This is a genomic window from Leifsonia sp. TF02-11 (assembly GCF_017565305.1).
Classification (GTDB): Bacteria; Actinomycetota; Actinomycetes; order Actinomycetales; family Microbacteriaceae; genus Leifsonia.
Window position 1 is genome coordinate 17,435 of the sequence record NZ_JAGEKP010000001.1, and the last position, 23,063, is coordinate 40,497.

Consider the following 23,063-nt stretch of genomic DNA (forward strand, 5'->3'; position numbering starts at 1 on the left):
GGGAGTGTCGACGCTCAGTGATCTCGTCCATGCCCAGGGTCGTTCCTCCGAGGCGGACGTGGAGTGGCTCCACTCGCTCGTCGGCGACTGGCAGCTCCTGGCCGATCTGGCCTTCGCCGACATCGTTCTCTGGGTACCGACGACCGACGACGACTTCGTCGCCGTCGCGCACGCCCGGCCGTCGAGTGCGGCAACGCTCTTCTATCGTGACTTCGTCGGTCAGCGGATCAAGCCGGAGTGGCGCCAGCAGGTCACCGACGCCTACCGCACCAAGGAGATCATCGACACGTCCGCCCCGGACTGGTATGAGGAGACGCCGACGCGCGTCCGCGCCGTCCCGGTGATCCGGCGCCTCACCGTCCACTCGCCGGAGACCGCTCCCGAACCGGTAGCCGTCATCACGCGGCACACCAATCTCAGCGAAGCGCGCACGCCGAGCCGCCAGGAGCTCACATTCAACGACTGCGCGAACGACCTGTTCAACATGATCGCCACGGGCGACTTCCCCGACCTCGGAGCGCCCGCCGCACCGCGCAGAGGGGCGCCGCGCGCGGCGGACGGCCTCATCCGCCTCGACGTCGACGGCATCACCACGTTCGCCAGCCCCAACGCCCTGAGCGCGTTCAACCGGATGGGCTTCACGGGTGAGCTCGAGGGCGAGTCCCTGGCCACGGTCACGACCGGCCTCCTGGCCGGCACGATCACGGTGGACGAGTCGCTTCCGCTGGTCGTCACCGGTCGTGCCCCGTGGCGCACCGACATCGAGGCACGCGGCGTAACCGTGTCCCTCCGCGCCATCCCGATCCGCAACCGCGGCCAGCGTGTCGGCGCGATCGTCCTGTGCCGCGACGTGTCGGAACAGCGGCACCAGGAGCGCGAGCTCATCACCAAGGACGCCACGATCCGTGAGATCCACCACCGCGTCAAGAACAACCTCCAGACCGTCGCGTCGTTGCTGCGCATCCAGGCGCGCCGCACGCACTCGGAGGAGGCGAGGGAGGCGCTGAGCCAGGCCATGCGGCGGGTGGCGGCGATCGCGGTCGTGCACGACACGCTCTCGACGGGCCTCGCGCAGATCGTGGATTTCGACGACGTCTTCGACCGGGTGCTGCTCCTGGTCGCGGAGGTGGCGGCCAGCCACACGACGACGGTGCACCCGAAGAAGTCGGGCACGTTCGGTTCGCTGCCCAGCGAGTACGCGACCCCGCTCGCGCTCGCGCTCACGGAGCTGGTGACGAACGCGGTGGAGCACGGGCTGGCCGGGCGCGAGGGTCAGGTGGAGATCGTGGCGAACCGGACGGACGACTCGCTGACAGTGAAGGTCGTCGACAACGGATCGGGCCTGCCGGAGGGCAAGGTCGGCTCCGGGCTCGGCACACAGATCGTGCGCACCCTGATCCAGGGCGAACTCGGTGGGGCGATCGACTGGCACACGATGATGGGCCAGGGGACAGAGGTCACCATCGAGGTGCCGCTCCGCTACCTCACGACCGTCTGAGCCGCACCGAGAGGCACGTTGTCGTCCCCTTCGAACGCCGAAGGGGACGACAACGTGCCCCTCGGGGGTGCGCCAACGGAAAACGCCGAGGGGCGCTCCCGGACGCTGGTCACGTCTGCTAGGTGTTCGGGAGCGCCACCTCGGCGGCGGTGTGTTGCAGGGAGCCTCTGGAGGGGCTCAGGAGGCGCGACGCGCGCGGGCGGCGCGACGCTTGAGCGCGCGGCGCTCGTCTTCGGAGAGGCCACCCCAGACGCCGGAGTCCTGACCGGTCTCGAGGGCGTACTGCAGGCAGATCTCCGTCACGGTGCAGCGTGCGCAGACCGCCTTCGCCTTGTCGATCTGGTCGACCGCGGGTCCGGTGTTTCCGACGGGGAAGAACAGCTCGGGGTCCGCGGTCAGGCAGGCGGCTTTGTCGCGCCAATCCATGAAGATATGCTCCTTGTTTGCTGGATGTTTCCTGGCCCGAGGGGCCTAGAATGCAGGTAAGCAGCCGCGTTACAGGGTTCTTCAGATCCATGGGGAATGAGACCTGCCCACCACCCTGTGAGCACTAACTCGGCCTTGAATATGCTCCCATAGCGGTTAACCCGAATCAATAGTTTTGTATGGGATAACGCTGTGAACACACACTCGAAACGTCTGGATGCTATAGTGCACGATCCGTCCGCGCCCGTCCCCGCATCGCCCGATTCGTCGCGCGCCGGGCGGGTCAGGCCGCCGATGCTGATCGTCCTCGCGGTCATCCTCGCGCTCGAGGCGCTGCTGGTGACCGGGCTCGCGCTCTGGCTGCTGTACGACCTTCTCACACTGACCCCCCAGTCGTACACCACCGCGATCGCCATCACGCTGCTCGTCGCGATCGGCGCGGCCTGGGTGATCGTCACGTTCGTCGGGATCCTGCGGCTGCACGCGTGGGCGCGGGCGTCGACGGTGACCATCCAGATCCTGATGGTCGCGGTCGCGGTCGGCAGCTTCCAGGGGCTGGTCGCGCGGCCCGATGTCGGCTGGGCGCTCCTCATCCCTGCCGTCGTCGCCTTCGTCCTCGCCCTCGCGCCGTCGGTTGTCCGCGCGACGGCCAGGGAGGTCGCTCCCGACGATGTAGACGACCACGGGCGAAACACGACGACACACGAATAGCGTCCGCATGGGAACAAGGCGCAGACTCGCTCTGTTATGCACGGTATCGTGACTGAAACCTCCGCCCTCGCCTCCCCGTCCATCATCGAGACCGCGGAGGCCGGCTACGCCGACTGGCGCGCGTCGAGGCTCGCGTCCGTCGCAGCACCCACCGGGAACCTCGCCCTGATCGAGACCCGCTGGCTGCCGGACGGCGATACGACGACGGCCGAGCAGGCGCTCGAGGGGCAGCCCGCGACGGTGACCGCGACCGAGCTGACCCGGCGCAACCTCGACACGGGCGAGCCGGAGCGCGGCATCCGCCTGTGGGATGCGCAGTCACCCGCGATCCGTGCGTTCGAGACGATCGAGGCGTTCCCGTTCGACCCGTCCTGGGTTGTCGAGGCGCGCTTCACTCCGGTCGACGACGGGCGCACGATCCCCTTCGAGCACATCCGCGACAACGGTCTGACGCGCGACCTCGTGGTGCCGGGCGACATCACCTTCGCCCGCGACGGCGTGGAGTACACGCTGAGCGCCTTCGACGACGACGGCACTCTCCTGCTCGTGTTCGGCGACCCGACGAACGGCGCCGACGGCCCCGACGGCACGTACGCGTCCGGACGCTTCCTGTTCGTGACCCGCGACGGCGAGAACGCTGTGCTCGACTTCAATCGAGCCTTCGTGCCTCCGTGCGGCTTCTCCGACCAGTACAACTGTCCGTTGCCGCCGCGGAACAACCGCTTCGCCGTGCCCGTGACCGCGGGCGAGAAGCGCGTCGTGCTCCGCGACGGCACCGCTCACTGACCTTCACCCCTCCCTTTCGCACTCCCCACAGCACAGGAGAACTCCGTTGAGAAAGACCCCCCTGCTCGCAACGCTCGCGATCGGCATCGCCGCAGCGCTCACCCTCGCCGGCTGCTCCGGCGCGTCATCGTCGTCCTCGGCCGGTGCCGATGCGTCGATCGCCGTCGGCTCGCTCTACGAGCCCGTCAACCTGGACAACACCGCGGGCGGAGGCCAGGGCGTCACCGAGGCGCTCAACGGCAACGTCTACGAGGGCATGTTCAAGCTCACCGACGACGGCGCGGTCGAGCCGCTGCTCGCGACGAAGTACACGGCCAGCGCCGACGGCCTGACGTACACCTTCACCCTCCGCGACGGCGTGAAGTTCCACTCGGGCAAGCCGGTCACCAGCGCCGCCGTCAAGTCGAGCATCGAGCGCGTGCTCGCGAACGACTCGCAGTCGGCCCGCAAGTCGCAGCTCGCCGTCATCTCCGGCATCCAGACCCCGGACGACAAGACCGTCGTGATCTCGCTGAAGTCGCGCTCCATCTCGCTGCCCTACAACCTGAGCTACGTGTGGATCTACGGGCCGGGCACCACGAACTACAAGACGGCGGAGGACGGCACCGGCCCGTACACGCTGGGTACCTGGAAGCGCGGCAGCTCGCTCAGCCTCGAGCGCTGGAACGGCTACTGGGGGACCAAGGCGAAGAACAAGGAGGTCGTCTACGACTACTTCACCGACGCCAGTGCCCTCTCGAACGCCCTCCTCACCAACCAGGTCGACGTCGTCACCAGCATCCAGAGCCCGGACTCGCTGACCCAGTTCGAGGGCAACAAGAACTACACCATCAGCAACGGCCACTCGACGACGAAGGAGCTCCTGGCCTTCAACGACAAGGTCGCGCCGTTCGACAAGACCGAGGTCCGCAAGGCGGTCTACTCCGCGATCGACACCAAGAAGCTGCTGAACTCGATCTGGGGCAAGTACGGCACGCTCATCGGCTCGATGGTGCCGCCGAGCGACCCCTGGTACGAGGACCTCACGAAGGTGAACCCGTACGACGTCTCGCTCGCCAAGAAGGAGCTGGCGGACGCCGGCTACCCGAACGGCTTCGCGTTCACACTCGACACCCCGACGTACGACCCGCACCCCGCGGTCGCCGAGTTCCTCAAGACGGAGCTCGCCAAGGTCGGCATCACGGTGAACATCAACTCCATCTCGGCCGACCAGTGGTACACGAAGGTGTTCAAGAACCACGACTTCACGGCGACCCTGCAGGAGCACGTCAACGACCGCGACGTGGTCTGGTACGGCAACCCCGACTTCTACTGGGGGTACGACAACCCGCAGGTCACCACCTGGGTGAACGAGGCGGAGCAGTCGGCCACCACGGCCGAGCAGACCGCGAAGCTCAAGCAGGTCAACGAGCAGATCGCCAAGGACGCCGCCAGCGCGTGGCTGTACCTGTACCCGCAGATCGTCGTCGCGTCCAGCTCGGTGAGCGGCTACCCGGTGAACGGGCTCAACTCGCAGTTCTACGCGTACGACATCGTCAAGAAGTAATCCACAGAGCGCGGACCCGCCGCGTTCTCCACTGATGCTCGGGGCGGCCGGAAACGGCCTCCCCGAGCATCTACGCTGAAACGATCATGACCTCCTACCTCCTCCGCCGCACAGCGTTCCTCCTGGTGTCGCTGCTGCTCGCGATGGTGGTGCTCTTCTTCCTGCTGAGGGTGCTCCCGGGCGACCCGGCCAACGCGCTGCTGTCGGCGAGTGCGACGCCGGAGCAGATCAAGGCGGCACAGGAGCAGGTCGGCAGCAACCTCCCGCTGCCCGAGCAGTTCGCGAACTGGTTCGGGTCGCTGCTCACGCTGAACCTGGGGCAGTCGTTCATCACGTCGCTGCCGGTCGGGCCCGAGATCGCGTCCCGACTCGCGGTGACCGTTCCGCTGACGCTCCTGTCGTTCGTCCTGGCCCTCGTGCTCGCCCTCCCGATCGGCTTCGTCGCGGCGTGGAAGGCCGATCGCTGGTACGGTCTCGTGCTCTCCGCGTTCTCGCAGCTCGGCATCGCGGTGCCGGTCTTCTGGGTGGGGATCCTGCTCGTCGACGCCTTCGCGATCGACCTGAGATGGTTCCCGTCGGGAGGCTTCCCGCGCGACGACTGGGCTGATCCCGCTGCCGCGCTGCAATCGCTGGCCCTGCCGGTGATCACCATCGCGATCGTGATGAGCGCGTCGATCGCACGGTATGTCCGCAGTGCGACTCTCGACGTGATCGGCAGCGACTACCTCCGCAACGCGCGCGCCCTCGGGTCCGGGTTCGGCGGGGCGATGTGGAGGCACGGCCTGCGCAACGGCGCCGTTCCGATCATCTCCATCCTCGGCATCGAGCTCGCCACCACCTTCCTCGGCGCTGTGGTGGTCGAGAGCGTCTACACGCTGCCGGGGCTCGGAAGCATGCTGCTCACCGCCATCCGGCAGCACGATTATCCGGACATCCAGGGCATCCTCTTCGTCTCGACTCTGCTGGTTCTCATCGTCGGCTTCATCGCCGACATCGCCCAGCGCCTCATCGACCCGCGTCTGCGGCAGAGCATTTCGGGCAACCGATGAGCGCCGTGGTGGAGCAGGCCGCGCAGACGGCGCCGGACCCGCGGGAGCGGGCCGCCCGGCGTGCGCGGAGGTCGGTCACCCTCGGGGTGGGGCTGACACTCGTCGGCCTGGTCGTGCTCGTCGCGGCGCTCTCGTTCGTGTGGCTCCCGTATGCGCAGGGCGACACGTCGGGGGGTCGTCTGCAGGGTCCGGGCGGTGCCCACTGGCTGGGCACCGACCGCTTCGGCCGCGATCTGACGACTCAGCTGATGATCGGTGCCAGGATCGCACTGGCCGTGGGAGTCGGCGCTGTCGTCGTCGGTGCGATCATCGGCATCACCATCGGGCTGCTGGCCGCGTTCGCCAGCCGCTGGCTCGATGACACGATCTCCGCCGTGCTCGACATCATCATCGCCTTCCCCGTGCTGCTGCTCGCCATGCTCATCGTCGCGGCGCAGGGAGCGTCGCTCGGCACGGCGATCCTCGCGATCGGTCTGGCGATGTCCGCCGTCGTCGCGCGGCTCACCAGAGTGCTGGCCAAGCGGGTCCTCGCGCAGCAGTACGTCACGGCCGCGCGCACGTCGGGGACCTCGTGGGCCGGAGTCGTGGGGCGCCACGTCCTCCCGAACATCTGGCCGACGCTGGGCGTGAACCTCGCGCTCCAGTTCGGCGTCGCCGTGCTCGCCGAGGCGAGCCTGTCGTACCTCGGCCTCGGCGCTCCGCCGCCCAACGCGTCGTGGGGGCGACTTCTCCAAGAGGCGCAGGGCACCGTCGCCGTGGCGCCGGTCGGTGCGATCGCCCCCGGCGTCGCGCTGGTCGTCCTCGTCGTCGGCGTGAACCTGGTGGCCGACGGCCTGCGCGACGTCGCGGACCCGACCAGGAGGAGATCGCGATGATCCTCGACGTCCAGGGGCTGCGGGTGTCGGCGCGTGACGGATCGGCGCTGGTCGACGGCGTCTCGTTCCGTCTCGACGCGGGCGAGCGCCTCAGCCTGATCGGCGAGTCCGGGTCGGGCAAGTCGCTTACTTCGTTCGCTATCACCGGGCTGCTGCCCGAGGGGCTCAGCGCGAGCGGGAGCGTGGAGCTGGCCGGTGTCCAGGTCGTCGGAGCGAAAGAGCGCGTGCTCGTCCCACTGCGCGGGCGCACGGCCTCCACAGTCTTCCAGGAGCCGCTGACGGCCCTCGACCCGCTCATGCGGCTCGGAGCGCAGGTCGCGGAACCCCTGCGCCGACACCTCGGCCTGCGTGGTTCCGCCCTGCGCGACGCCGTCCACGCCGCCCTCGAGGAGGTGCGGCTGCCCGATCCCGAGCGGATCGCACGCGCGTACCCGCACGAGATCTCCGGCGGCCAGCGGCAGCGGGTCGCCATCGCGGCCGCCCTCGCGTGCCGCCCTCAGCTGCTGATCGCCGACGAGCCGACCACCGCGCTCGACGTGACGGTGCAGGCCGACATCCTCGCGCTCCTCGACGCGCTCGTGGCCGAGCGTGGAATGGCGCTGCTCTTCGTCAGCCACGACCTCGCCGTGGTGTCGAAGCTCACCGAGCGCGCGCTGGTGCTGCGCGGCGGACGAGTCGTGGAGGAGAACACGATCGAGCGCATCCTCACCGCCCCGGCCGATCCCTACACCGCCGAACTCGTCCGCAGCGCGCGCGAGCTGGACTCCGCACTGGAGGTGCCGTGACCGCCGTCCTCGAACTCCGCGACGCGGGCTTCCGCTACCGGCGCGCCGCAGCCCCCGCCCTCGACGGGGTCGCACTCGCCGTCGAACCGGGTCGCAGCGTCGGCCTGGTGGGCGAGTCCGGCGCGGGAAAGACCACGGTGCTCTCGCTGCTCCTCGGCCTGGCATCGCCGACCTCCGGGGCCGTCCTGTTCGACGGTGCGCCGCTCGACCGACGCGACCGCACAGTGATGCGGGAGTTCCGCCGCAGCGTGCAAACCGTCTTCCAAGACCCGTACTCGTCGCTCGACCCCCGGCAGAGCGTCGGCAGGATCGTCGGCGAACCGCTCGCCTCGCTCCGGATCGCCTCCGGAGCCGATGCACGCGAGCGGGTGGCGGAGGCACTGCGCGCTGTGGCGCTCCCGGCGGATGCCGCCGACAGGTACCCGCACGAGTTCTCCGGGGGCCAACGCCAGCGCATCGCCATCGCCCGCGCGATCGTCTCGCGCCCGCGGGTGCTCCTGGCCGACGAACCGGTGAGCGCCCTCGACGTCACCACGCGCATCCAGATCATCGAGCTGCTCGGTCGGCTCGCTGCGGCCGAGGGGATGACCATCGTGATGGTCTCGCACGACCTCAGCGTCGTGGCCTCGCTATGCGAGCAGACCGTGGTGCTCCAGGGCGGCTGGGTGGTCGAACAGGGACGCACAGCCGACGTGCTCGGTTCACCGACCGACCCGTACACCCGGCGCCTGCTGGCGTCGGTGCCGCGCCTGCCGGCGTAGCGAAGGTACACCGCGGTCGCACACGAGACTCAGCTCCCGTCGGTGGCGCCTCGCAGCAGCAGGTCCAGCGTGAAGTCGAAACGCTCGTGGCCGGAGCCAGACGTCAGCGCGTCCGCGTGCGCCACGGTGTTCGGGAACAGGGTCGGCGGCAGCATCCGCAGCCGCTCGGCCAATTCGCCGGCGTCGCGCGCGGGCTCGCCGTCGCGCTCCTCCGCCTGCTCGCGCAGGGAGTGCTCCAGGCTGTATGCGCTCACGTACAGGAAGGCCGCGTCGATCGTCCACGCCGCCCGGTCGGCGTCGACCCCGGCGACGAGCAGGATCGAGAGCAGGCCCTCACTGATCCGCATGGTCTCCAGGCTGTGCGGTGCCGCGGTGAAGGCGGCGGCAGAGATGCCCGGATAGCGGAGGTACTGGTCGCGGAGGCCTCGGCACACGTCGAGGAACTGTGCGCGCCAGTCGGTCGCTGACGCGTCGGGGAGGGGGACGGCCGCGCAGAGCCGGCCGATCAGCAGGTCGTCGAGCTGCGCCTTGTTGCGCACGTGCGCGTAGAGCGAGGCCGGGCCGGTTCCGAGCGCGACCGCGATGCGCCGCATCGTGAGAGCGTCGAAGCCCTCCGACTCGATGATGTCGAACGCGACATCGACGATGCGCTCTGCGCTCAGCGGCTCCTTGCGGGTGCGGCCGGGCGTGGCCCTCTCGAGGGCGGCGACCCGCTCGGCCCATCGCTCCTGTGCGCTCGTCCGCTCGGTCATGCCGTCAGCCTAGCAGTTTGACACGAACGGCGTTCGGTAGTAGAACAGTGTTCGTTTGAGCGAACACTGTTCGCCTTGATCGAACGCCGTCCGCCCAGAAAAGGAGGGTCCCCATGTCATCCGAGCCCCGGTTGGCCGAGTCGCCCGTCGCCGCGCGCCGTTCGCCGCAGACGCTCCGCGAGGCCTGGATCGCCTTGGCCGGACTGTCAGCCGTCTTCCTCGTCGAGATGCTCGACAACTCGATCCTCAACGTCGCGCTGCCCACCATCGGCCGGAGCCTGAACGCCTCGACCGTCGCGCTGCAGTGGGTGACCGGGGTCTACGCCGTCGTCTTCGGCGGGCTCATGCTCGCCTTCGGTGCGGTTGCCGACCGCTTCGGACGCCGACGCGTCATGCTCATCGGCCTCGCGCTTCTCGGCCTCGCGAGCCTCGCCACGTTCTGGGTCACCGACGCGGGCGAGCTGATCGCCGTGCGCGCGGCGATGGGCGTGGCCGCCGGGATGACGACGCCGGGCTCCGCCGCGCTGGCGTTCCGTCTCTTCGACACCGAGAGCCTGCAGGTGCGGGCGATCACCCTCATCTCCACCGTCGGTCTCGTCGGGCTGGCGGTCGGCCCGACGCTCGGCGGGCTGGTGCTCGCGGTGGCGCCGTGGCAAGTGCTGCTGCTCGTGAACGTCCCTGTCGCGGTGATCGCGGCCGTCGGGATCCGCTTCGGGATCGCGAAGGACGACCCGGCTGACCTGCACCGGGAACCCGCGGACATCGTCGGCGGCCTGCTCGGAACGGCGACCATCGTGCTCGCTCTCGTGGCGCCCACCCTGTTCGTCAATACCGGCGCGCGCTCCTGGGCGCCGTGGGCCGTCACGGCCGGAGCCCTGGTCAGCGCAGTGCTGTTCGTGCTGCGCGAGCGCTCGGCGCGGCATCCGCTGCTCGATCTCGCCCTCGTCGCACGGCCGCTCGTGTCGAGCGGGCTCGCCTACAAGGCGGCGACCGGTGTGGCGATGGCGGGCATGGGGTACCTCGTGACGCTCCAGCTCCAGCTCGACTGGGGATGGCCTCCCGCCCTTGCGGCGCTCGGCATGCTGCCGCAGGTCGCCGTCTTGATCGGGCTGGGGCCGTTCGTCGACCCGTTCGTGACGCGTGTCGGGATCGTGCGGGCGGCGTGGCTCAGCTCCGCCGCCGTCGTCGCCGGGCTCGCGGTCTACACGGCGCTCGGCGGATTCGGCTACGTCTGGGTGGCGCTCGCGCTCGCGCTGGTCGCAGCGGGACTCCGGGTGAACGGCGTCGTGGCGGCCGTCAACGTCATCGGCGGCCTGCCGGCCGACCGCACCACGATCGGCGCCGCCCTCACCGACACGTCGTCGGAGGTCGCCTCCGCCCTGGGGATCGCCGTTGCCGGAACCGTGCTCGCCACCCTGTTCGCCGGCGACATCACGAGCTCCCACTGGACGATCGAGCAGACGGACCAGTTCCGCACCGCTGTCACGATCGCCGGCGCCCTGCTCACCGCCGCGTCGGCCCTCCTCGTCGCCTTCGGCATCGCCCGGTCCCGCCGCCGCTGACGAGACGTGAGTGATCGCAGGAACCGGGCACCCGATTCCTGCGACCTGTCACGTCTCGGAGGCGGAGCGCGGCGTCAGTCCAGGCCGAGCTTCTTGCGGAGGGAGGCGACGTGGCCGGTCGCCTTGACGTTGTAGAGGGGGAGGCGCACAGTGCCGTCCGGGTTCAGCACGAAGGTCGAGCGGATGACGCCGGTGACCGTCTTGCCGTAGAGCTTCTTCTCTCCGTAGGCGCCGTAGGCGTTGTGGACGGCGAGGTCCTCGTCCGACAGCAGCGGGAAGTTGAGGCGCTCCTGCTCCTGGAACTCCTTGTTCTTCGCCGGCGCGTCCTTGGAGATGCCGATGACTTTGTAGCCGCTGGAAGCGAGCGAGTTGAGGTTGTCGCGGAAATCGCACGCCTCGGTGGTGCAGCCCGGCGTCATCGCCGCCGGGTAGAAGTACACGATCACGTTGTCGCCTGTGTAATCGGCGAGCGAGACGGGGGAGCCGTCCTGGTCGGCGAGCGTGAATGCGGGAGCGGGCTGTCCAGCCTCGAGTCGAACCTCAGTCATGCCTCCATTCTGCCTCGCGCACGGCGAACGTCGGTCGCCGAGGGGCACGTTGTTGTCCCCTTCGGGCCGCGAAGGGGACAACAACGTGCCCCTCGAGGACGCGGAGAGCCGGGTCAGGAGGCGAAGGTGGCGAGCAGGCGCTGCAGCGAGTCGAGGCGGGCGCGGCCGGTCTCGCCGAGCCGGCCCTCGTCGACGGCCTCGATGATCGCACAGTCCGGCGCGTCGGGGAGGTGGGTGCAGCCGCGCGGGCAGTCCTCTGCGATCACCGCCAGGTCGGTGAACGCCTTGAGGATGCTGGCCGTATCCACGTGGCCCAGCCCGAACGAGCGCACTCCGGGCGTGTCGATCACCCAGCCGTGCTCCGTGCCGCTCTGCACCCGCAGCGACACCGTGGAGGACGAGGTGTGCCTGCCGCGGCCGGTCACCTCGTTGACGTGCCCGGTGGCGCGTCGGGCGCCCGGCACGATCGCGTTGACCAGGGTGGACTTGCCCACGCCGGAATGCCCGACCACGACGGTGTCGTGCCCGATCAGGGCTGCAGTGATCTCCGCCACGGGGATGTGGTCCTCCCGGCTGGTGAAGACCGGGAGGTCGAGGCCGGCGAAGTTGTGGAGGAACGGTGCGGGGTCGGCCAGGTCGATCTTGGTGACGCACAGCATCGGCTCGATGCCGGCGTCGTACGCGGCGACCAGGTAGCGGTCGACGAGACGGGTGCGCGGCTCCGGATTGGCCGCCGCCACCACGATGAGCATCTGGTCGGCGTTGGCGACGATCACGCGCTCCACCTCGTCGGTGTCGTCCGCGCTGCGCCGCAGCAGCGTCGTGCGCGGTTCGACGCGCACGATGCGGGCGAGGGTGCCCTCGTCGCCCGTCGTGTCGCCGACCACCGCGACCCGGTCGCCGGTCACGATCGGCGACCGGCGCAGCTCGCTGGCGCGCGCCGCCACCACCTGTCGCTCGTCTGCGTCGTCTTCGTCGAGCAGCACCGTGTAGCGTCCGCGGTCCACCCCGAGCACGCGCGCGATCTCGGCTCCCGCGTGCTCCGGCCGCTGCTTCGACCGGGGGCGGTTGCCTTTGGGGTTCGGCCGGCTGCGGATGGTCGACTCGTCGTAGAGGTCGTACTCGTCGTCCTCGTCGTCGTCATCCGACCACCACGACATCTAGGCCGCCGTGCCCTCGTCGAGCATGCGCGTCCACAGCTGGGGGAACTGCGGCAGCGTCTTGGCGGTCGTCGCGATGTTCTCGATCTCGACGCCGGGCACGACGAGGCCGACGATCGCGCCGGCGGTCGCCATCCTGTGGTCCTCGTAGCTGCGCCAGACGCCGCCGTGCAGCGGGCGCGGCTCGATGCGGAGGCCGTCCTCCAGCTCGGTCACGGAGCCGCCCAACCCGTTGAGCTCTGCGGCCAAGGCGGCGAGCCGGTCGGTCTCGTGGTGGCGGATGTGACCGATCCCGGTGATCTCGCTCGGCCCCTCGGCCAGCGCCGCGATCGCCACGATCGCCGGGGCGAGCTCGCCTCCGGTGGTCAGGTCGAGCTGCACGGCCCGGATCCGCTCCGGGCCGGTGACGGTGAGCCGGTCGCCCTCGCGCGTCACGGTGGCGCCGAACAGGGGAAGCAGGTCGGCCAGATCGGCGCCCACCTGCGTCGTGGAGGCGGGCCAGCCGGTGACGGTCACGGTGCCCCCGGTGACGACGGCCGCCGCCAGGAACGGGGCTGCGTTCGAGAGGTCGGGCTCGATGTCGACGTCGCGCGCTCCGATGGCGCCGGGTCTCACGATCCAGTGGCCGACCTCGGGCGATTCGACCGTCACCCCGCGCTCGGCCAGCGCCGCGATGGTCATCTCGATGTGGGGGAGGCTCGGCAGGCGCTCGCCGGAGTGCGTCAGATCGAGGCCCTCCTCGAACCGGCTCGCCGACAGCAGCAGCGCGCTGACGAACTGGCTGGAGCTGGAGGCGTCGACCTCGATGGCGCCTCCGGCGACAGCGCCGGTGCCGTGCACGGTGAACGGGAGGGCGCCGCGGCCGTCGTCGTTCACGTCGACGCCCAGTGCGCGCAGCGCGGCGATGATGGCGCCCATCGGCCGGCCCCGAGCGGAGTCGTCGGCGTCGAACATCGTCGGCCCGAGCGCGAGCCCCGCCACCGGCGGGACGAAGCGCATCACCGTTCCGGCTTGGCCGCACTCGATCGTCGTGCTGCCGAGCAGCTCGTCCGCCGGTGTGATCAGCAGGTCGGCGCCGAACTCGCTCGCGCCCGGCTTCTCGACGATCGAGACGCCGAGCGCGCGCAGCGCCTCCACCATGTTGGCGGTGTCGCGCGAGTGCAGGGGGGCGCGCAGCAGCGACGGGCCGTCGGCGAGAGCCGAGAGCACGAGCTCGCGCGCGGTCAGCGACTTGGAGCCCGGCAGCGAGACCGAGGCCGTGAGCGGGCCGACCGCGACCGGGGCGTGCCACAGCGTGTTCGGCTCGTCGACGCGGTTGTCGCCGTAGGGGTCGAAGTCGGGGGCGGAATATTTCGAGATCAGCATTGTTGTCAAGGTTATCCGTGATCGAGCCCGAAGGAAGGATCAGCACGTGCCAGGAGCGACCGCTGTCCTCGACGCACCGCGCACCCGTGCGACGGCGCCGTCGACCATCCGGCATCCGCGCCGGATCGCACAGCGGCGACCGCAACTAGACTGGCCCGTGATGAGCACCGAAACCGAGGACAAGGGCGCACTGTTCGAAGAGCAGGCGCTGCCCTTCATGGACCAGCTCTACGCAGCCGCCCTCCGCATGACGAGGAACCCGGCGGACGCACAAGACCTGGTGCAGGAGACGTATGTCAAGGCGTACGCCGCGTTCGCCCAGTTCCAGCAGGGCACCAACCTGAAGGCCTGGCTCTACCGCATCCTCACGAACACGTTCATCAACACCTATCGCAAGAAGCAGCGCGAGCCGTATCAGGGAACGATCGACGAACTCGAGGACTGGCAGCTCGGAGGCGCGGAGTCGACCACCGCGTCCTCCAGCCGCTCGGCCGAGGCGGAGGCGATCGACCACCTGCCCGACAGCGCCGTCAAGGACGCGCTGCAGGCCATCCCGGAGGACTTCCGGCTGGCCGTCTATCTCGCCGATGTCGAGGGGTTCTCCTACCAGGAGATCGCCGACATCATGAAGACCCCGATCGGCACCGTCATGAGCCGCCTCCACCGCGGGCGACGGATGTTGCGGGAGCTTCTGACCGACTACGCGCACGAGCGCGGGCTCTCGGCGGTCCAGAGCCCCGACGTGCAGACCACCAGGAGAACGAAATGACCGACTGCGGCTGCGAGAAGGCGAAGGCCGAACTCGAGGAGTACCTGCGCAACGAGCTCTGCAACGAGGACGCTGCGGACGTTCGGGAGCACCTCGCCAATTGCGACGGCTGCTCCGACGAGGCGCACCTGAACGTCGTGCTCACCGAAGTGGTGCAGCGGGCGTGCAAAGAGACGGCGCCCGAAACGCTGCGCACCGAGGTGCTGCTGCGCATCCGGTCGTTCCAGGCGTCCGTGCACTGACCCCCTCCCCGTGATTCGTCACGAATCCCGACATTCGTGGCACGAATCGCGACATTCGTGACGAATGTCGCGAGGGCGAGGTCAGGCGATGGAGCCGGGCACCTCATGCACGAAGAAGAGGCCGCCGAGGGGATCGGTGACCTGCGCGAACCGGCCGAACTCGCTGTCCCAGGGGTCGCGGACGACGGTGCCGCCCAGCTCGATCACGCGAGCAGCCGCGTCGGCCGCGCTGGTCACGCCGAAGTAGACGACCCAGTGCGACGGCACTCCGGGCGGAAGCATGCCGTCGGCGTCGAACACGCCGCCGCTGGGGGTGTCGGGGTCGCCGAACGTCTCGTACCGGAAGTCGGCCGTGTCGCCGAGCACCGTCGTCGTCCAGCCGAACACCCGCGTGTAGAACTCCACCTGGGCCGCGTAGTCGCGCGCGTAGAGCTCGTGCCAGGTGAGGCCTCCCGCCTCGGCCACGAGCTCGAAGCCGCGATGCTGCTCGGGCTCCCAGAGGCCGATGACGGCGCCACCGGGATCGGCGGCGACCGCGAGACGCCCCTGGTCGCCCACTTCCATGGTGGGGGAGAGGATCGTGCCTCCCGCGTTCGCGACGGCCTTCTCGCCGGCGTCCGCGTCCTCCACCAGCAGGTAGGTGAGCCACGCGTTCGGCTGGGCTCCCTCCATCGCCTCGCCCAGCCCGGCGATGAGATGCCCGTCGCGCCGGAACGTCACGTACCCGCCGTACTCGCCGCCGCCGGTCTCCGCCGTCCAGCCGAACAGCGCGGTGTAGAACTCCTGCGCACGTGGCAGGTCGGAGGCGGCGTAGTCCACCCAGCAGGGCTCCCCGAGGCGGTGATTGGTCACGACGGTCATGAGGCTCACGGTACGCCGCCGTCGGGGATCGCCGACAGTCCCGTCCGCTCCCTTGTCTCGCGGCAGGACCGATCTCGCATCGTAGCCTCCTGGCCTGACCCGGGACGCGATCACCGGGTCCGTCGACGCCGTCCTGAGCGGGCCGCACCCCGTTCCGGAGCCGCAGCGCGGCGCTAACGAGCTCGGTCGTACGCGCGCAGCTCGCGACCGTGGACGGTGATCGCGTAGATCACGACGATGTCGAGCGTGAACACCACGATCGACCACCACGGCTGTGCGGGCAGGGAGAGCAGCTGCGACACCGCGTTGAGCGCGACCGCGACGACCGCGAACACGCGCGCCCACGTGCGGCCGTTCGCGAGCGCGATGCCCGCCGCGATCAGCACCAGGCCGATCAGCAGGTGCCACCATCCCCACAGCGAGACGAAGAAGACGGTCGTGCCCTCCCGCGTCGTGAAGTATTGACTGGCCGGCAGCAGGATCGCCAGGATTCCGAAGAGGACCTCGAGCGCCCCGCTCAGCAGGATGAGGATGGCCGCGAACCAGCCCCAGCCGACCCATCGGGTCTGTCTCTCGTCGTTCATGCCGTCCTCCCTGGTGCCTGTGGCGTGCGCGGCAGCATCAGGGCGGCGATGAGTCCGGTCGCGCCGAGCACCGCGACGACCGCCATGGCCACGCCGTAGGCGGCGCCTCCCGCGTCGATGTTCGCGACCAGGATGGTGCCGGCGATCGCGGTGCCGAAGGTCGACCCCAGGTTGGACACGGAGCGTGACAGCCCGGAGATCTCGCCTTGGACGCTCTCCGGGAACGCCGACTGCACCACGTTCACCGACGGCGTCAGCATCAGCCCGAGGCCGGCGCCGATGAGGAACAGCCCTGGAACGAACGGCCAGCCTCCCGTCGTGCCGGAGGCCAACCAGATCAGCAGCACGACTCCGGGAACGCACAGCACGAATCCCGTGACGATCAGGCTCTTCTGCGTGAACCGCCTGGCGAGCCGCCCGGCCAGCAGCGATGTCAGAAGCAATCCGACCGTCGCCGCAGTGAAGATCACGCCGGTCTCGATCGCGTTGTAGCCGCGCACCACCTGCAGGTACGCCGACACCGTGAACGACGTGCCCATCAGGATCACCCACTGCAGGTTCTGGGTGACCAGGGCGAGGTTCGAGACGCGCACGCGGAACAGCGCCGTCGACAGCAGAGGGGCCTTGCCCGCGCGCTCGCGACGGCGCACCCAGAGGAAGAACCCGACGAGGATCGCCACGCCCGCGGCGACCAGCACGAGCATGAGCGGGACGCTCGTATCGGCGGCGAGGATGCCCATGACCAGCACGAACAACCCGAGCGCCGACAGGATGGCGCCGACGGTGTCGAACGGCCGCTTCGGGTCGGCGGGCACCGGGTCGGTCAGGGTGCGGCTCAGGACGAGGATCACCGCGATCACGAGCGCCTGGAACAGGAACGCCGCCCGCCAGCTGATCCCGGTCGTGATGAGGCCGCCGATCAGAGGACCCGCTGCGGCTCCGACGCCGCCCATCCCGCTGATGATCCCGAATGCCAGCGCCCTGCTCGGGATGTCTGGCAGGTGGATCGTGGTGGGGATGTACACCGGCGGGATGAGCATCGCGGTCCCGACGCCCTCCAGCAGCGAGTTGCCGAGGATCACGGCCCAGAGCGCCGGTGCGAACGCCGTGATCAGCGCGCCGACGCCGTAGACGATCAGCCCGATCACGAAGCTGCGCTTGCGTCCGATGTTGTCGGTCAGCTTGCCCATCGGGATCATCAGGGCGGCCATCGTCAGCAGGAACAGGGTGATGCTGAGCTGGATGCCCGCGACCGTCGTGTTCAGGTCACGCGACATGTCGTTGATCATGACGTTCATGTTCGAGCCGGCGAAGCTGCAGATGAACTGCGCGAGCGCGAGCGGCGCGATGATGCGGCGCAGGGCGGACCGCGGGGAATCTGTGCTGAGACCGGACATGCGAACTCCCGGAGGCGATCGGCGGGGCGTCGATCCAGCGCGAGGGTACTGCGGGCGCGGGGTGGGCGGCAATGGCCTGGCGCGGGTCTGTGCCGGCCAGGGAGTATGCGCTCCGTCGGGGGCTGCGGTTACGGTGGCGGAATGGCCATCGATGACTTCCGTGCCCACGTCCCCGACGACGTCCTCGCTGACCTGCGCGACCGGCTGGCCCGCACCCGCTACCTGCGCTCGCCGCGGCCGGGCTGGGAGGGCGGCCTCGGCGGCGACGAACTGCACACGCTCGTCGACGGCTGGCTGGCGTTCGACTGGCGGGCGGAAGAGGCGCGGCTGAACACGGTAGAGCAGCACACCGCCGAGGTCAACGGCCACAGCGTGCATTTCGCGCGGGTGCGCGGAACCGGCCCCGGGCCGCACACGCCGCTGCTTCTGCTGCACGGCTGGCCGAGCGCCTACGTCGAGTACCTCCCGCTCGCATCGGTGTTGAGCGACGAATTCGACGTCGTCATCCCGTCGCTCCCGGGCTTCGTCTTCTCGGAGGCGCTCGAGCCCCCGCTGACCCGGCGGGCGATCGCGGAGTCGCTGCACGGACTGATGACGGGCGTGCTCGGGTTCGAGCGCTACGCGACGTTCGGCGGCGACATCGGTGGAGGAGCCTCCACCTGGCTCGGTGTCGACCACCCGTCGAGCCTGGTCGGCCTCCAGCTGCTGAGTGGTCCGTTCCCCGCAGACGACAGCCCGCAGAGCGACGCGGAGCGCCACTACCTGGCTGCGCTGGACGCGTACGACCGGCTCGACGGCGGCTACAGCGAGATCATGCTCACCCGCCCCGACACGATCGCCGCTGCGCTGGCGGACTCGCCCGCCGGACTGCTGGCGTGGATCGCCGACAAATGGCACGACTGGGTCGACCACGAGCACGGCGGCTGGGAGCGCGTGCTCGACTCGGGCATCCTGTACACGATCGCGACGCTGTACTGGGTCACAGACAGCATCGGCACGTCGTTCCAGCAGTACTACGACTACGAGAAGAACCCGCCGCGGCCGCCGATCACCGCACCGGTCGGCGTCTACCTCGGCAGGGAGCCGGGGTTCGCCGGGTTCCCGCGGTCGCTCGCGGAGCGCGCAGCTCCCGGGCTGCGCGAGTTCGTCCAGGCGCCGGCCGGAGGACACTTCGCAGGGTTCGAGCACCCCGAGCTCGCGGCGGAGGCCGTCAGGCGGTTCCACGCACGGCTGCGGGACAGGGGCTGACGCGTCAGACCGAGCCTCGCCGCGCAGTCAACGGAGGAGTTCGGGCGCAACCCGCCGGGGAAACGCAGAGAACGGAGGAGTCGCGGCCCGGATCGGGCCACGACTCCTCCGTTCTCGATGCGCGGGTGCGCTTACAGGGTCAGCGCGCGCTGGATCAGCACCGACTGCTCCTGCGCGTGGCGCTTGGCGGAGCCGGCGGCCGGCGATGCCGATGCCGGCCGCGAGATCACGCCGATGGGGCGCGGGCCCAGCTTGGAGGTCTCGAGGATGATGAACGGCCACGCACCCTGGTTCTCCGGCTCGTCCTGCGTCCACACCAGTTCGGCGTTCGGGTAGGAGTCGGCCACGGCCTTCAGCTCGGCGCCGGGGAGCGGATAGAACTGCTCGACGCGCACCAGGGCGATCTCGGGGTTCGGGTTCTTCTCGAGCTCGTTCAGGAGGTCGTAGTAGAGCTTGCCCGCCATGAAGAGCACGCGCTTGACGGCCGCCTTGTCGGTGATCCGGGCGTCGTCGATGACCGGCTCGAACTTGCCGTTGGTGAAGTCCGCGACGTCGCTCGATGCACCGCGCAGGCGCAGCATCGCCTTCGGCGTGAAGACCACCAGCGGGCGGCGGGGCCGCGCGTACGCCTGGCGGCGCAGGAGGTGGAAGTACGAGGCGGGCGTCGACGGGCGCGCGACGGTCATGTTGTTCTCGGCGCACAGCTGCAGGTAGCGCTCGATACGCGCGCTGGAGTGGTCCGGTCCCTGGCCCTCGTAGCCGTGCGGGAGGAGCAGGACGAGCGACGAACGCTGGCCCCACTTCTGCTCGGCCGACGAGATGAACTCGTCGATGATGATCTGAGCCCCGTTGGCGAAGTCGCCGAACTGCGCCTCCCACAGCACCAGGGCGTCCGGCCGCTCGACCGAGTAGCCGTACTCGAAGCCCATGGCCGCGTACTCGCTCAGCAGCGAGTCGTAGATCCAGAACTTCGCCTGGTTGTCGCTGAGGTTGGCCAGCGGCAGCCACTCCTGGCCGTTCGCACGGTCGTGGAGCACCGCGTGGCGCTGCACGAACGTGCCGCGACGGGAGTCCTGGCCGGCGAGGCGCACCGGGGTGCCCTCCAGCAGCACGGAGCCGAGGGCGAGCAGCTCGCCGAAGCCCCAGTCGATGCCGCCGTTGCGGCTCATGTCGCTGCGCTTGTTGAGCAGCTGCTGCAGCTTCGGGTGCACCGTGAAACCGGCTGGCGGGTTGTTGAACGCGTCGCCGATGAGCTGGATGACCTGCTCGCTGACTGCGGTGGTCTCCGGCTCGCCGACGTTGTCGTTGTCGTCCTGCTGCGCGATCGGGTGCTCGAGGTCGGCGGTCGCGTCGCCCTGCGTGATCACCGGGGTGGAGTGGGTCTGCGCGGCGTGCGTCTCCATGAAGGCGCGCTCGAGGCGGTCCTGGAAGTCGGCGTGCGCCGCCTCGTACTCCTCCTCGGTGATGTCGCCGCGGCCGACGAGCGCCTCGGTGTAGAGGCGGCGCACGGAGCGCTTGGCCTCGATGAGGTTGTACATCAGCGGCTGGGTCATCGACGGGTCGTCGCCCTCGTTGTGGCCGCGGCGGCGGTAGACGACGAGATCGATGACGACGTCGCGCTTGAACTCCTGGCGGTACTCGAAGGCGAGCTGCCCCACGCGGACCACAGCCTCCGGATCGTCGCCGTTCACGTGGAAGATCGGGGCCTGGATGGTCTTGGCCACGTCGGTCGAGTAGACCGACGTGCGGCCCTCGGCGGGCGGCGTGGTGAAGCCGACCTGGTTGTTGATGTTGACGTGGACGGTGCCGCCGGTGCGGTAGGCGCGCAGCTGCGACATCTGCATCTGCTCGACCACGATGCCCTGGCCGGCCATCGCCGCGTCGCCGTGGATGAGGATCGGCAGCGTGAGGAAGGTGCCGGCGGGGCGGCGGTCCTGCTTGGCGCGGACGATGCCCTCCAGGACGCCGTCCACGGCCTCCAGGTGCGACGGGTTGGCGGCGAGGTACACCGGGATCTCCGCACCCTCTGCACCCTTGAAGGTGCCCTCGGTGCCGAGGTGGTACTTGACGTCGCCGGACCCCTGCACGGTGCGCGGGTCCTGCGTGCCCTCGAACTCGCGGAAGATCTGACCGTAGGTCTTGCCCGCGATGTTGGTGAGGACGTTCAGCCGGCCGCGGTGGGCCATGCCGATCGCGGCCTCGTCGAGGCCGGCCTCCGCAGCGCCCTGCAGGATGGTGTCGAGCAGGGCGATGGTCGACTCGCCGCCCTCGAGGCTGAAGCGCTTCTGGCCGACGTACTTGGTCTGCAGGAAGGTCTCGAAGGCCTCCGCCTCGTTGAGCTTGCCCATGATGCGCAGCTGCTCGTCGTGGCCCGGCTTCTCGTACGGGCGCTCCAGCTTGTCCTGGAACCACTTGCGCTGCGCAGGATCCTGGATGTGCATGTACTCGATGCCGACGGTGCGGCAGTACGAGTCGCGGAGCACGCCGAGGATGTCGCGGAGCTTCATCTTGCGCTTGTCGCCGCCGAACGCGCCGGTCACGAACTCGCGGTCGAGGTCCCAGAACGTGAGGCCGTGGCTCTCGATCTCGAGGTCGGGGTGCGTGCGCTGCACATACTCCAGCGGGTCGATGTCGGCCATCAGGTGGCCGCGGACCCGGTAGGAGTTGATGAGCTCCTGCACGCGGGCGGTCTTGTCGACGGCGCTCGCCAGGTCGACCGAGATGTCCGGGTTCCAGTGGATCGGGATGTAGGGGATGCGCAGCTCGGCGAAGATGTCCTCGTAGAAGTTGCGCTTGCCGATCAGCAGCTCGTGGACGATCTTGAGGAACTCGCCGGAACCCGCGCCCTGGATGACGCGGTGGTCGTAGGTGCTGGTGAGGGTGATCGTCTTGCCGATCGCGAGGCCGGCGAGGGTCTTCTCGCTGGAGCCCTGGAACTCGGCGGGGTACTCGAGGGCGCCGGCGCCGATGATCGCACCCTGACCCTTCATCAGGCGCGGGACCGAGTGTACGGTGCCGATACCGCCCGGGTTGGTCAGCGAGATCGTGGTTCCGGCGAAGTCGCCGGCCGTGAGCTTGTTGTTGCGCGCCTTGGAGACCAGGTCTTCGTAGGCGGCCAGGTACTCGCCGAAGCGCATCGTGTCGGCGCGCTTGATGCTCGGCACCAGGAGGGCGCGCGTGCCGTCGGGCTTCGGCAGGTCGATCGCGATGCCGAGGTTGATGTGGGCGGGGGCGACGACCGACGGCTTGCCGTCGACCTCTTCGTAGTAGACGTTCTGGCTCGGGAACTCCTTGAGCGCCTGGATGAGCGCCCAGCCGATCAGGTGGGTGAACGACACCTTGCCGCCGCGGGCACGCTTGAGGTGGTTGTTGATGACGATGCGGTTGTCGATCATCAGCTTGGCCGGGACGGTGCGGACGCTCGTCGCGGTGGGCACCGTGAGCGAGGCGTCCATGTTGGTCGCCAGCGACTTGGACATGCCGCGCAGCGGGGTGACCTTGTCCTCCTCCGCCGCCTCGACGGTGGCGTTCGGGGAGGTGACCGGCGCGTCGGCGGGCACGGGCTGGGGCTTCGGCGCGATCGAGGTCGTGCGCGCGACCGGCTGCGCTCCGATGATCGGGATGGGTGTGGTGACCGGGCGGGGCTCGGAGCCCGCGGCGGACTCGGCGGACTCGGCCGGCGGTGCGGGCGGCTGCGGCGCTCCCGGAGCGGGAGTGGGGGTGGGGGCGGGCGCGGGCTCCGCCGGGGTCGACGGGACGGTCGGCTCGCTGGGCGTGGGGACCGTCGGCTCGCTGGGGGTGGGGACGCCCGGTTCGGCGGGCGTCGGAGCGGGGGTCTCGCTCGGGGTCGACGCCTCGCCCTCCTTCACGGTCGGCTTGTAGCTCTCCAGGATCGGCCACCACGACTTGTCGACCGAGTTCCTGTCGCGGACGAACTGCTCGTACAGCTCGTCGACGAGCCATTCGTTGGCTCCGAACTCGCCCGACGATCCGTCGTCGGTTCCCACACCGGTCAATTGGCTCGACACAGCCGATCGCCCACTCTCTCCGTTGATTTCGTTACGATCGGGCGGCCGTCGACCGCCCGTCTCCATCCGAGCATCAAGCCTAATCCCATCGGCGACCGGGTGCGTCCGTC

General features: G+C 69.6%; 21 protein-coding genes. 12 read left to right on the top strand and 9 right to left on the bottom strand.

The features are described 5' to 3' along the window. Nucleotides 1-4: 4 nt before the first annotated feature. Nucleotides 5-1,498 carry a sensor histidine kinase gene (locus JNB50_RS00075; RefSeq protein ID WP_208038083.1) on the top strand — a complete coding sequence of 498 codons (1,494 nt, stop codon included), beginning with the start codon at nucleotides 5-7 and terminating at the stop codon, nucleotides 1,496-1,498. A gap of 177 nt (nucleotides 1,499-1,675) precedes the next feature. On the opposite strand, the gene JNB50_RS00080 is transcribed toward JNB50_RS00075, so the two are convergent. Next, nucleotides 1,676-1,924 carry a WhiB family transcriptional regulator gene (locus JNB50_RS00080; protein ID WP_018190103.1) on the bottom strand — a complete coding sequence of 83 codons (249 nt, stop codon included), beginning with the start codon at nucleotides 1,922-1,924 and terminating at the stop codon, nucleotides 1,676-1,678. 294 nt (nucleotides 1,925-2,218) lie between these two features. On the opposite strand from JNB50_RS00080, the gene JNB50_RS00085 reads away from it, so the two are divergent. From JNB50_RS00085 to JNB50_RS00115, 7 genes are all read left to right on the top strand, one after another. Next, entirely contained in the window at nucleotides 2,219-2,635 is a 417-nt protein-coding gene (locus JNB50_RS00085; RefSeq protein ID WP_208038084.1) for a hypothetical protein, read from the top strand. A gap of 36 nt (nucleotides 2,636-2,671) precedes the next feature. Next, nucleotides 2,672-3,421 (top strand): DUF1684 domain-containing protein, encoded by a 750-nt coding sequence (locus JNB50_RS00090; protein WP_208038085.1) that lies wholly within the window; start codon nucleotides 2,672-2,674, stop codon nucleotides 3,419-3,421. 46 nt (nucleotides 3,422-3,467) lie between these two features. Next, on the top strand, nucleotides 3,468-4,967 hold the full coding sequence (locus JNB50_RS00095; protein ID WP_243767843.1) for an ABC transporter substrate-binding protein: 1,500 nt from the start codon (nucleotides 3,468-3,470) through the stop codon (nucleotides 4,965-4,967). Nucleotides 4,968-5,053: 86 nt separating this feature from the next. After that, on the top strand, nucleotides 5,054-6,016 hold the full coding sequence (locus tag JNB50_RS00100) for an ABC transporter permease (RefSeq protein ID WP_208038086.1): 963 nt from the start codon (nucleotides 5,054-5,056) through the stop codon (nucleotides 6,014-6,016). Beyond that, a complete protein-coding gene (locus JNB50_RS00105; protein ID WP_208038087.1) occupies nucleotides 6,013-6,891 on the top strand; it encodes an ABC transporter permease in 879 nt (292 codons plus the stop codon). The genes JNB50_RS00100 and JNB50_RS00105 overlap by 4 nt, the downstream gene beginning before the upstream one ends. After that, a complete protein-coding gene (locus JNB50_RS00110) occupies nucleotides 6,888-7,676 on the top strand; it encodes an ABC transporter ATP-binding protein (protein ID WP_208038088.1) in 789 nt (262 codons plus the stop codon). The genes JNB50_RS00105 and JNB50_RS00110 overlap by 4 nt, the downstream gene beginning before the upstream one ends. Then, entirely contained in the window at nucleotides 7,673-8,437 is a 765-nt protein-coding gene (locus JNB50_RS00115; RefSeq protein ID WP_208038089.1) for an ABC transporter ATP-binding protein, read from the top strand. The genes JNB50_RS00110 and JNB50_RS00115 overlap by 4 nt, the downstream gene beginning before the upstream one ends. A gap of 29 nt (nucleotides 8,438-8,466) precedes the next feature. Here the strand turns inward: JNB50_RS00115 and JNB50_RS00120 are convergent, their stop codons facing one another. Then, complete coding sequence (locus JNB50_RS00120) at nucleotides 8,467-9,189, bottom strand: TetR/AcrR family transcriptional regulator (RefSeq protein ID WP_208038090.1); 723 nt, start codon at nucleotides 9,187-9,189, stop codon at nucleotides 8,467-8,469. Nucleotides 9,190-9,302: 113 nt separating this feature from the next. On the opposite strand from JNB50_RS00120, the gene JNB50_RS00125 reads away from it, so the two are divergent. Next, a complete protein-coding gene (locus JNB50_RS00125; RefSeq protein WP_243767844.1) occupies nucleotides 9,303-10,751 on the top strand; it encodes an MFS transporter in 1,449 nt (482 codons plus the stop codon). Between the two features lie 74 nt (nucleotides 10,752-10,825). Here JNB50_RS00125 and bcp read toward each other — a convergent pair whose 3' ends face one another. From bcp to aroA, 3 genes are all read right to left on the bottom strand, one after another. Then, entirely contained in the window at nucleotides 10,826-11,299 is a 474-nt protein-coding gene (gene bcp / locus JNB50_RS00130) for a thioredoxin-dependent thiol peroxidase (RefSeq protein WP_208038091.1), read from the bottom strand. Nucleotides 11,300-11,412: 113 nt separating this feature from the next. Further along, the gene (rsgA, locus tag JNB50_RS00135) at nucleotides 11,413-12,459 is read right to left on the bottom strand and encodes a ribosome small subunit-dependent GTPase A (RefSeq protein WP_208038092.1); all 1,047 of its coding nucleotides are present in this window, start codon (nucleotides 12,457-12,459) and stop codon (nucleotides 11,413-11,415) included. Further along, complete coding sequence (gene aroA / locus JNB50_RS00140; protein WP_208038093.1) at nucleotides 12,460-13,824, bottom strand: 3-phosphoshikimate 1-carboxyvinyltransferase; 1,365 nt, start codon at nucleotides 13,822-13,824, stop codon at nucleotides 12,460-12,462. It lies immediately after the preceding gene. Between the two features lie 160 nt (nucleotides 13,825-13,984). Here aroA and JNB50_RS00145 point away from each other — a divergent pair, with 160 nt between their 5' ends. Further along, nucleotides 13,985-14,593, top strand: a complete 609-nt coding sequence (locus JNB50_RS00145; protein ID WP_200935271.1) for a sigma-70 family RNA polymerase sigma factor — start codon at nucleotides 13,985-13,987, stop codon at nucleotides 14,591-14,593. Then, nucleotides 14,590-14,835, top strand: coding sequence for a zf-HC2 domain-containing protein (locus JNB50_RS00150; RefSeq protein WP_208038094.1), 246 nt, complete (start codon nucleotides 14,590-14,592; stop codon nucleotides 14,833-14,835). The genes JNB50_RS00145 and JNB50_RS00150 overlap by 4 nt, the downstream gene beginning before the upstream one ends. An 81-nt stretch (nucleotides 14,836-14,916) precedes the next feature. Here JNB50_RS00150 and JNB50_RS00155 read toward each other — a convergent pair whose 3' ends face one another. The 3 genes from JNB50_RS00155 to JNB50_RS00165 all read right to left on the bottom strand — a co-directional run bounded on the left by JNB50_RS00155 (nucleotide 14,917) and on the right by JNB50_RS00165 (nucleotide 17,677). After that, entirely contained in the window at nucleotides 14,917-15,696 is a 780-nt protein-coding gene (locus JNB50_RS00155) for a VOC family protein (protein ID WP_208038095.1), read from the bottom strand. Between the two features lie 173 nt (nucleotides 15,697-15,869). Then, entirely contained in the window at nucleotides 15,870-16,280 is a 411-nt protein-coding gene (locus JNB50_RS00160; RefSeq protein ID WP_208038096.1) for a hypothetical protein, read from the bottom strand. Beyond that, nucleotides 16,277-17,677 (bottom strand): MFS transporter, encoded by a 1,401-nt coding sequence (locus tag JNB50_RS00165; protein ID WP_208038097.1) that lies wholly within the window; start codon nucleotides 17,675-17,677, stop codon nucleotides 16,277-16,279. The genes JNB50_RS00160 and JNB50_RS00165 overlap by 4 nt, the downstream gene beginning before the upstream one ends. Before the next feature lie 141 nt (nucleotides 17,678-17,818). Between JNB50_RS00165 and JNB50_RS00170 the strand changes: the two genes are divergently transcribed. Further along, on the top strand, nucleotides 17,819-18,925 hold the full coding sequence (locus tag JNB50_RS00170; RefSeq protein WP_208038098.1) for an epoxide hydrolase family protein: 1,107 nt from the start codon (nucleotides 17,819-17,821) through the stop codon (nucleotides 18,923-18,925). Between the two features lie 131 nt (nucleotides 18,926-19,056). Here the strand turns inward: JNB50_RS00170 and JNB50_RS00175 are convergent, their stop codons facing one another. After that, a complete protein-coding gene (locus JNB50_RS00175) occupies nucleotides 19,057-22,953 on the bottom strand; it encodes a multifunctional oxoglutarate decarboxylase/oxoglutarate dehydrogenase thiamine pyrophosphate-binding subunit/dihydrolipoyllysine-residue succinyltransferase subunit (RefSeq protein WP_208038099.1) in 3,897 nt (1,298 codons plus the stop codon). Nucleotides 22,954-23,063: the final 110 nt, after the last annotated feature.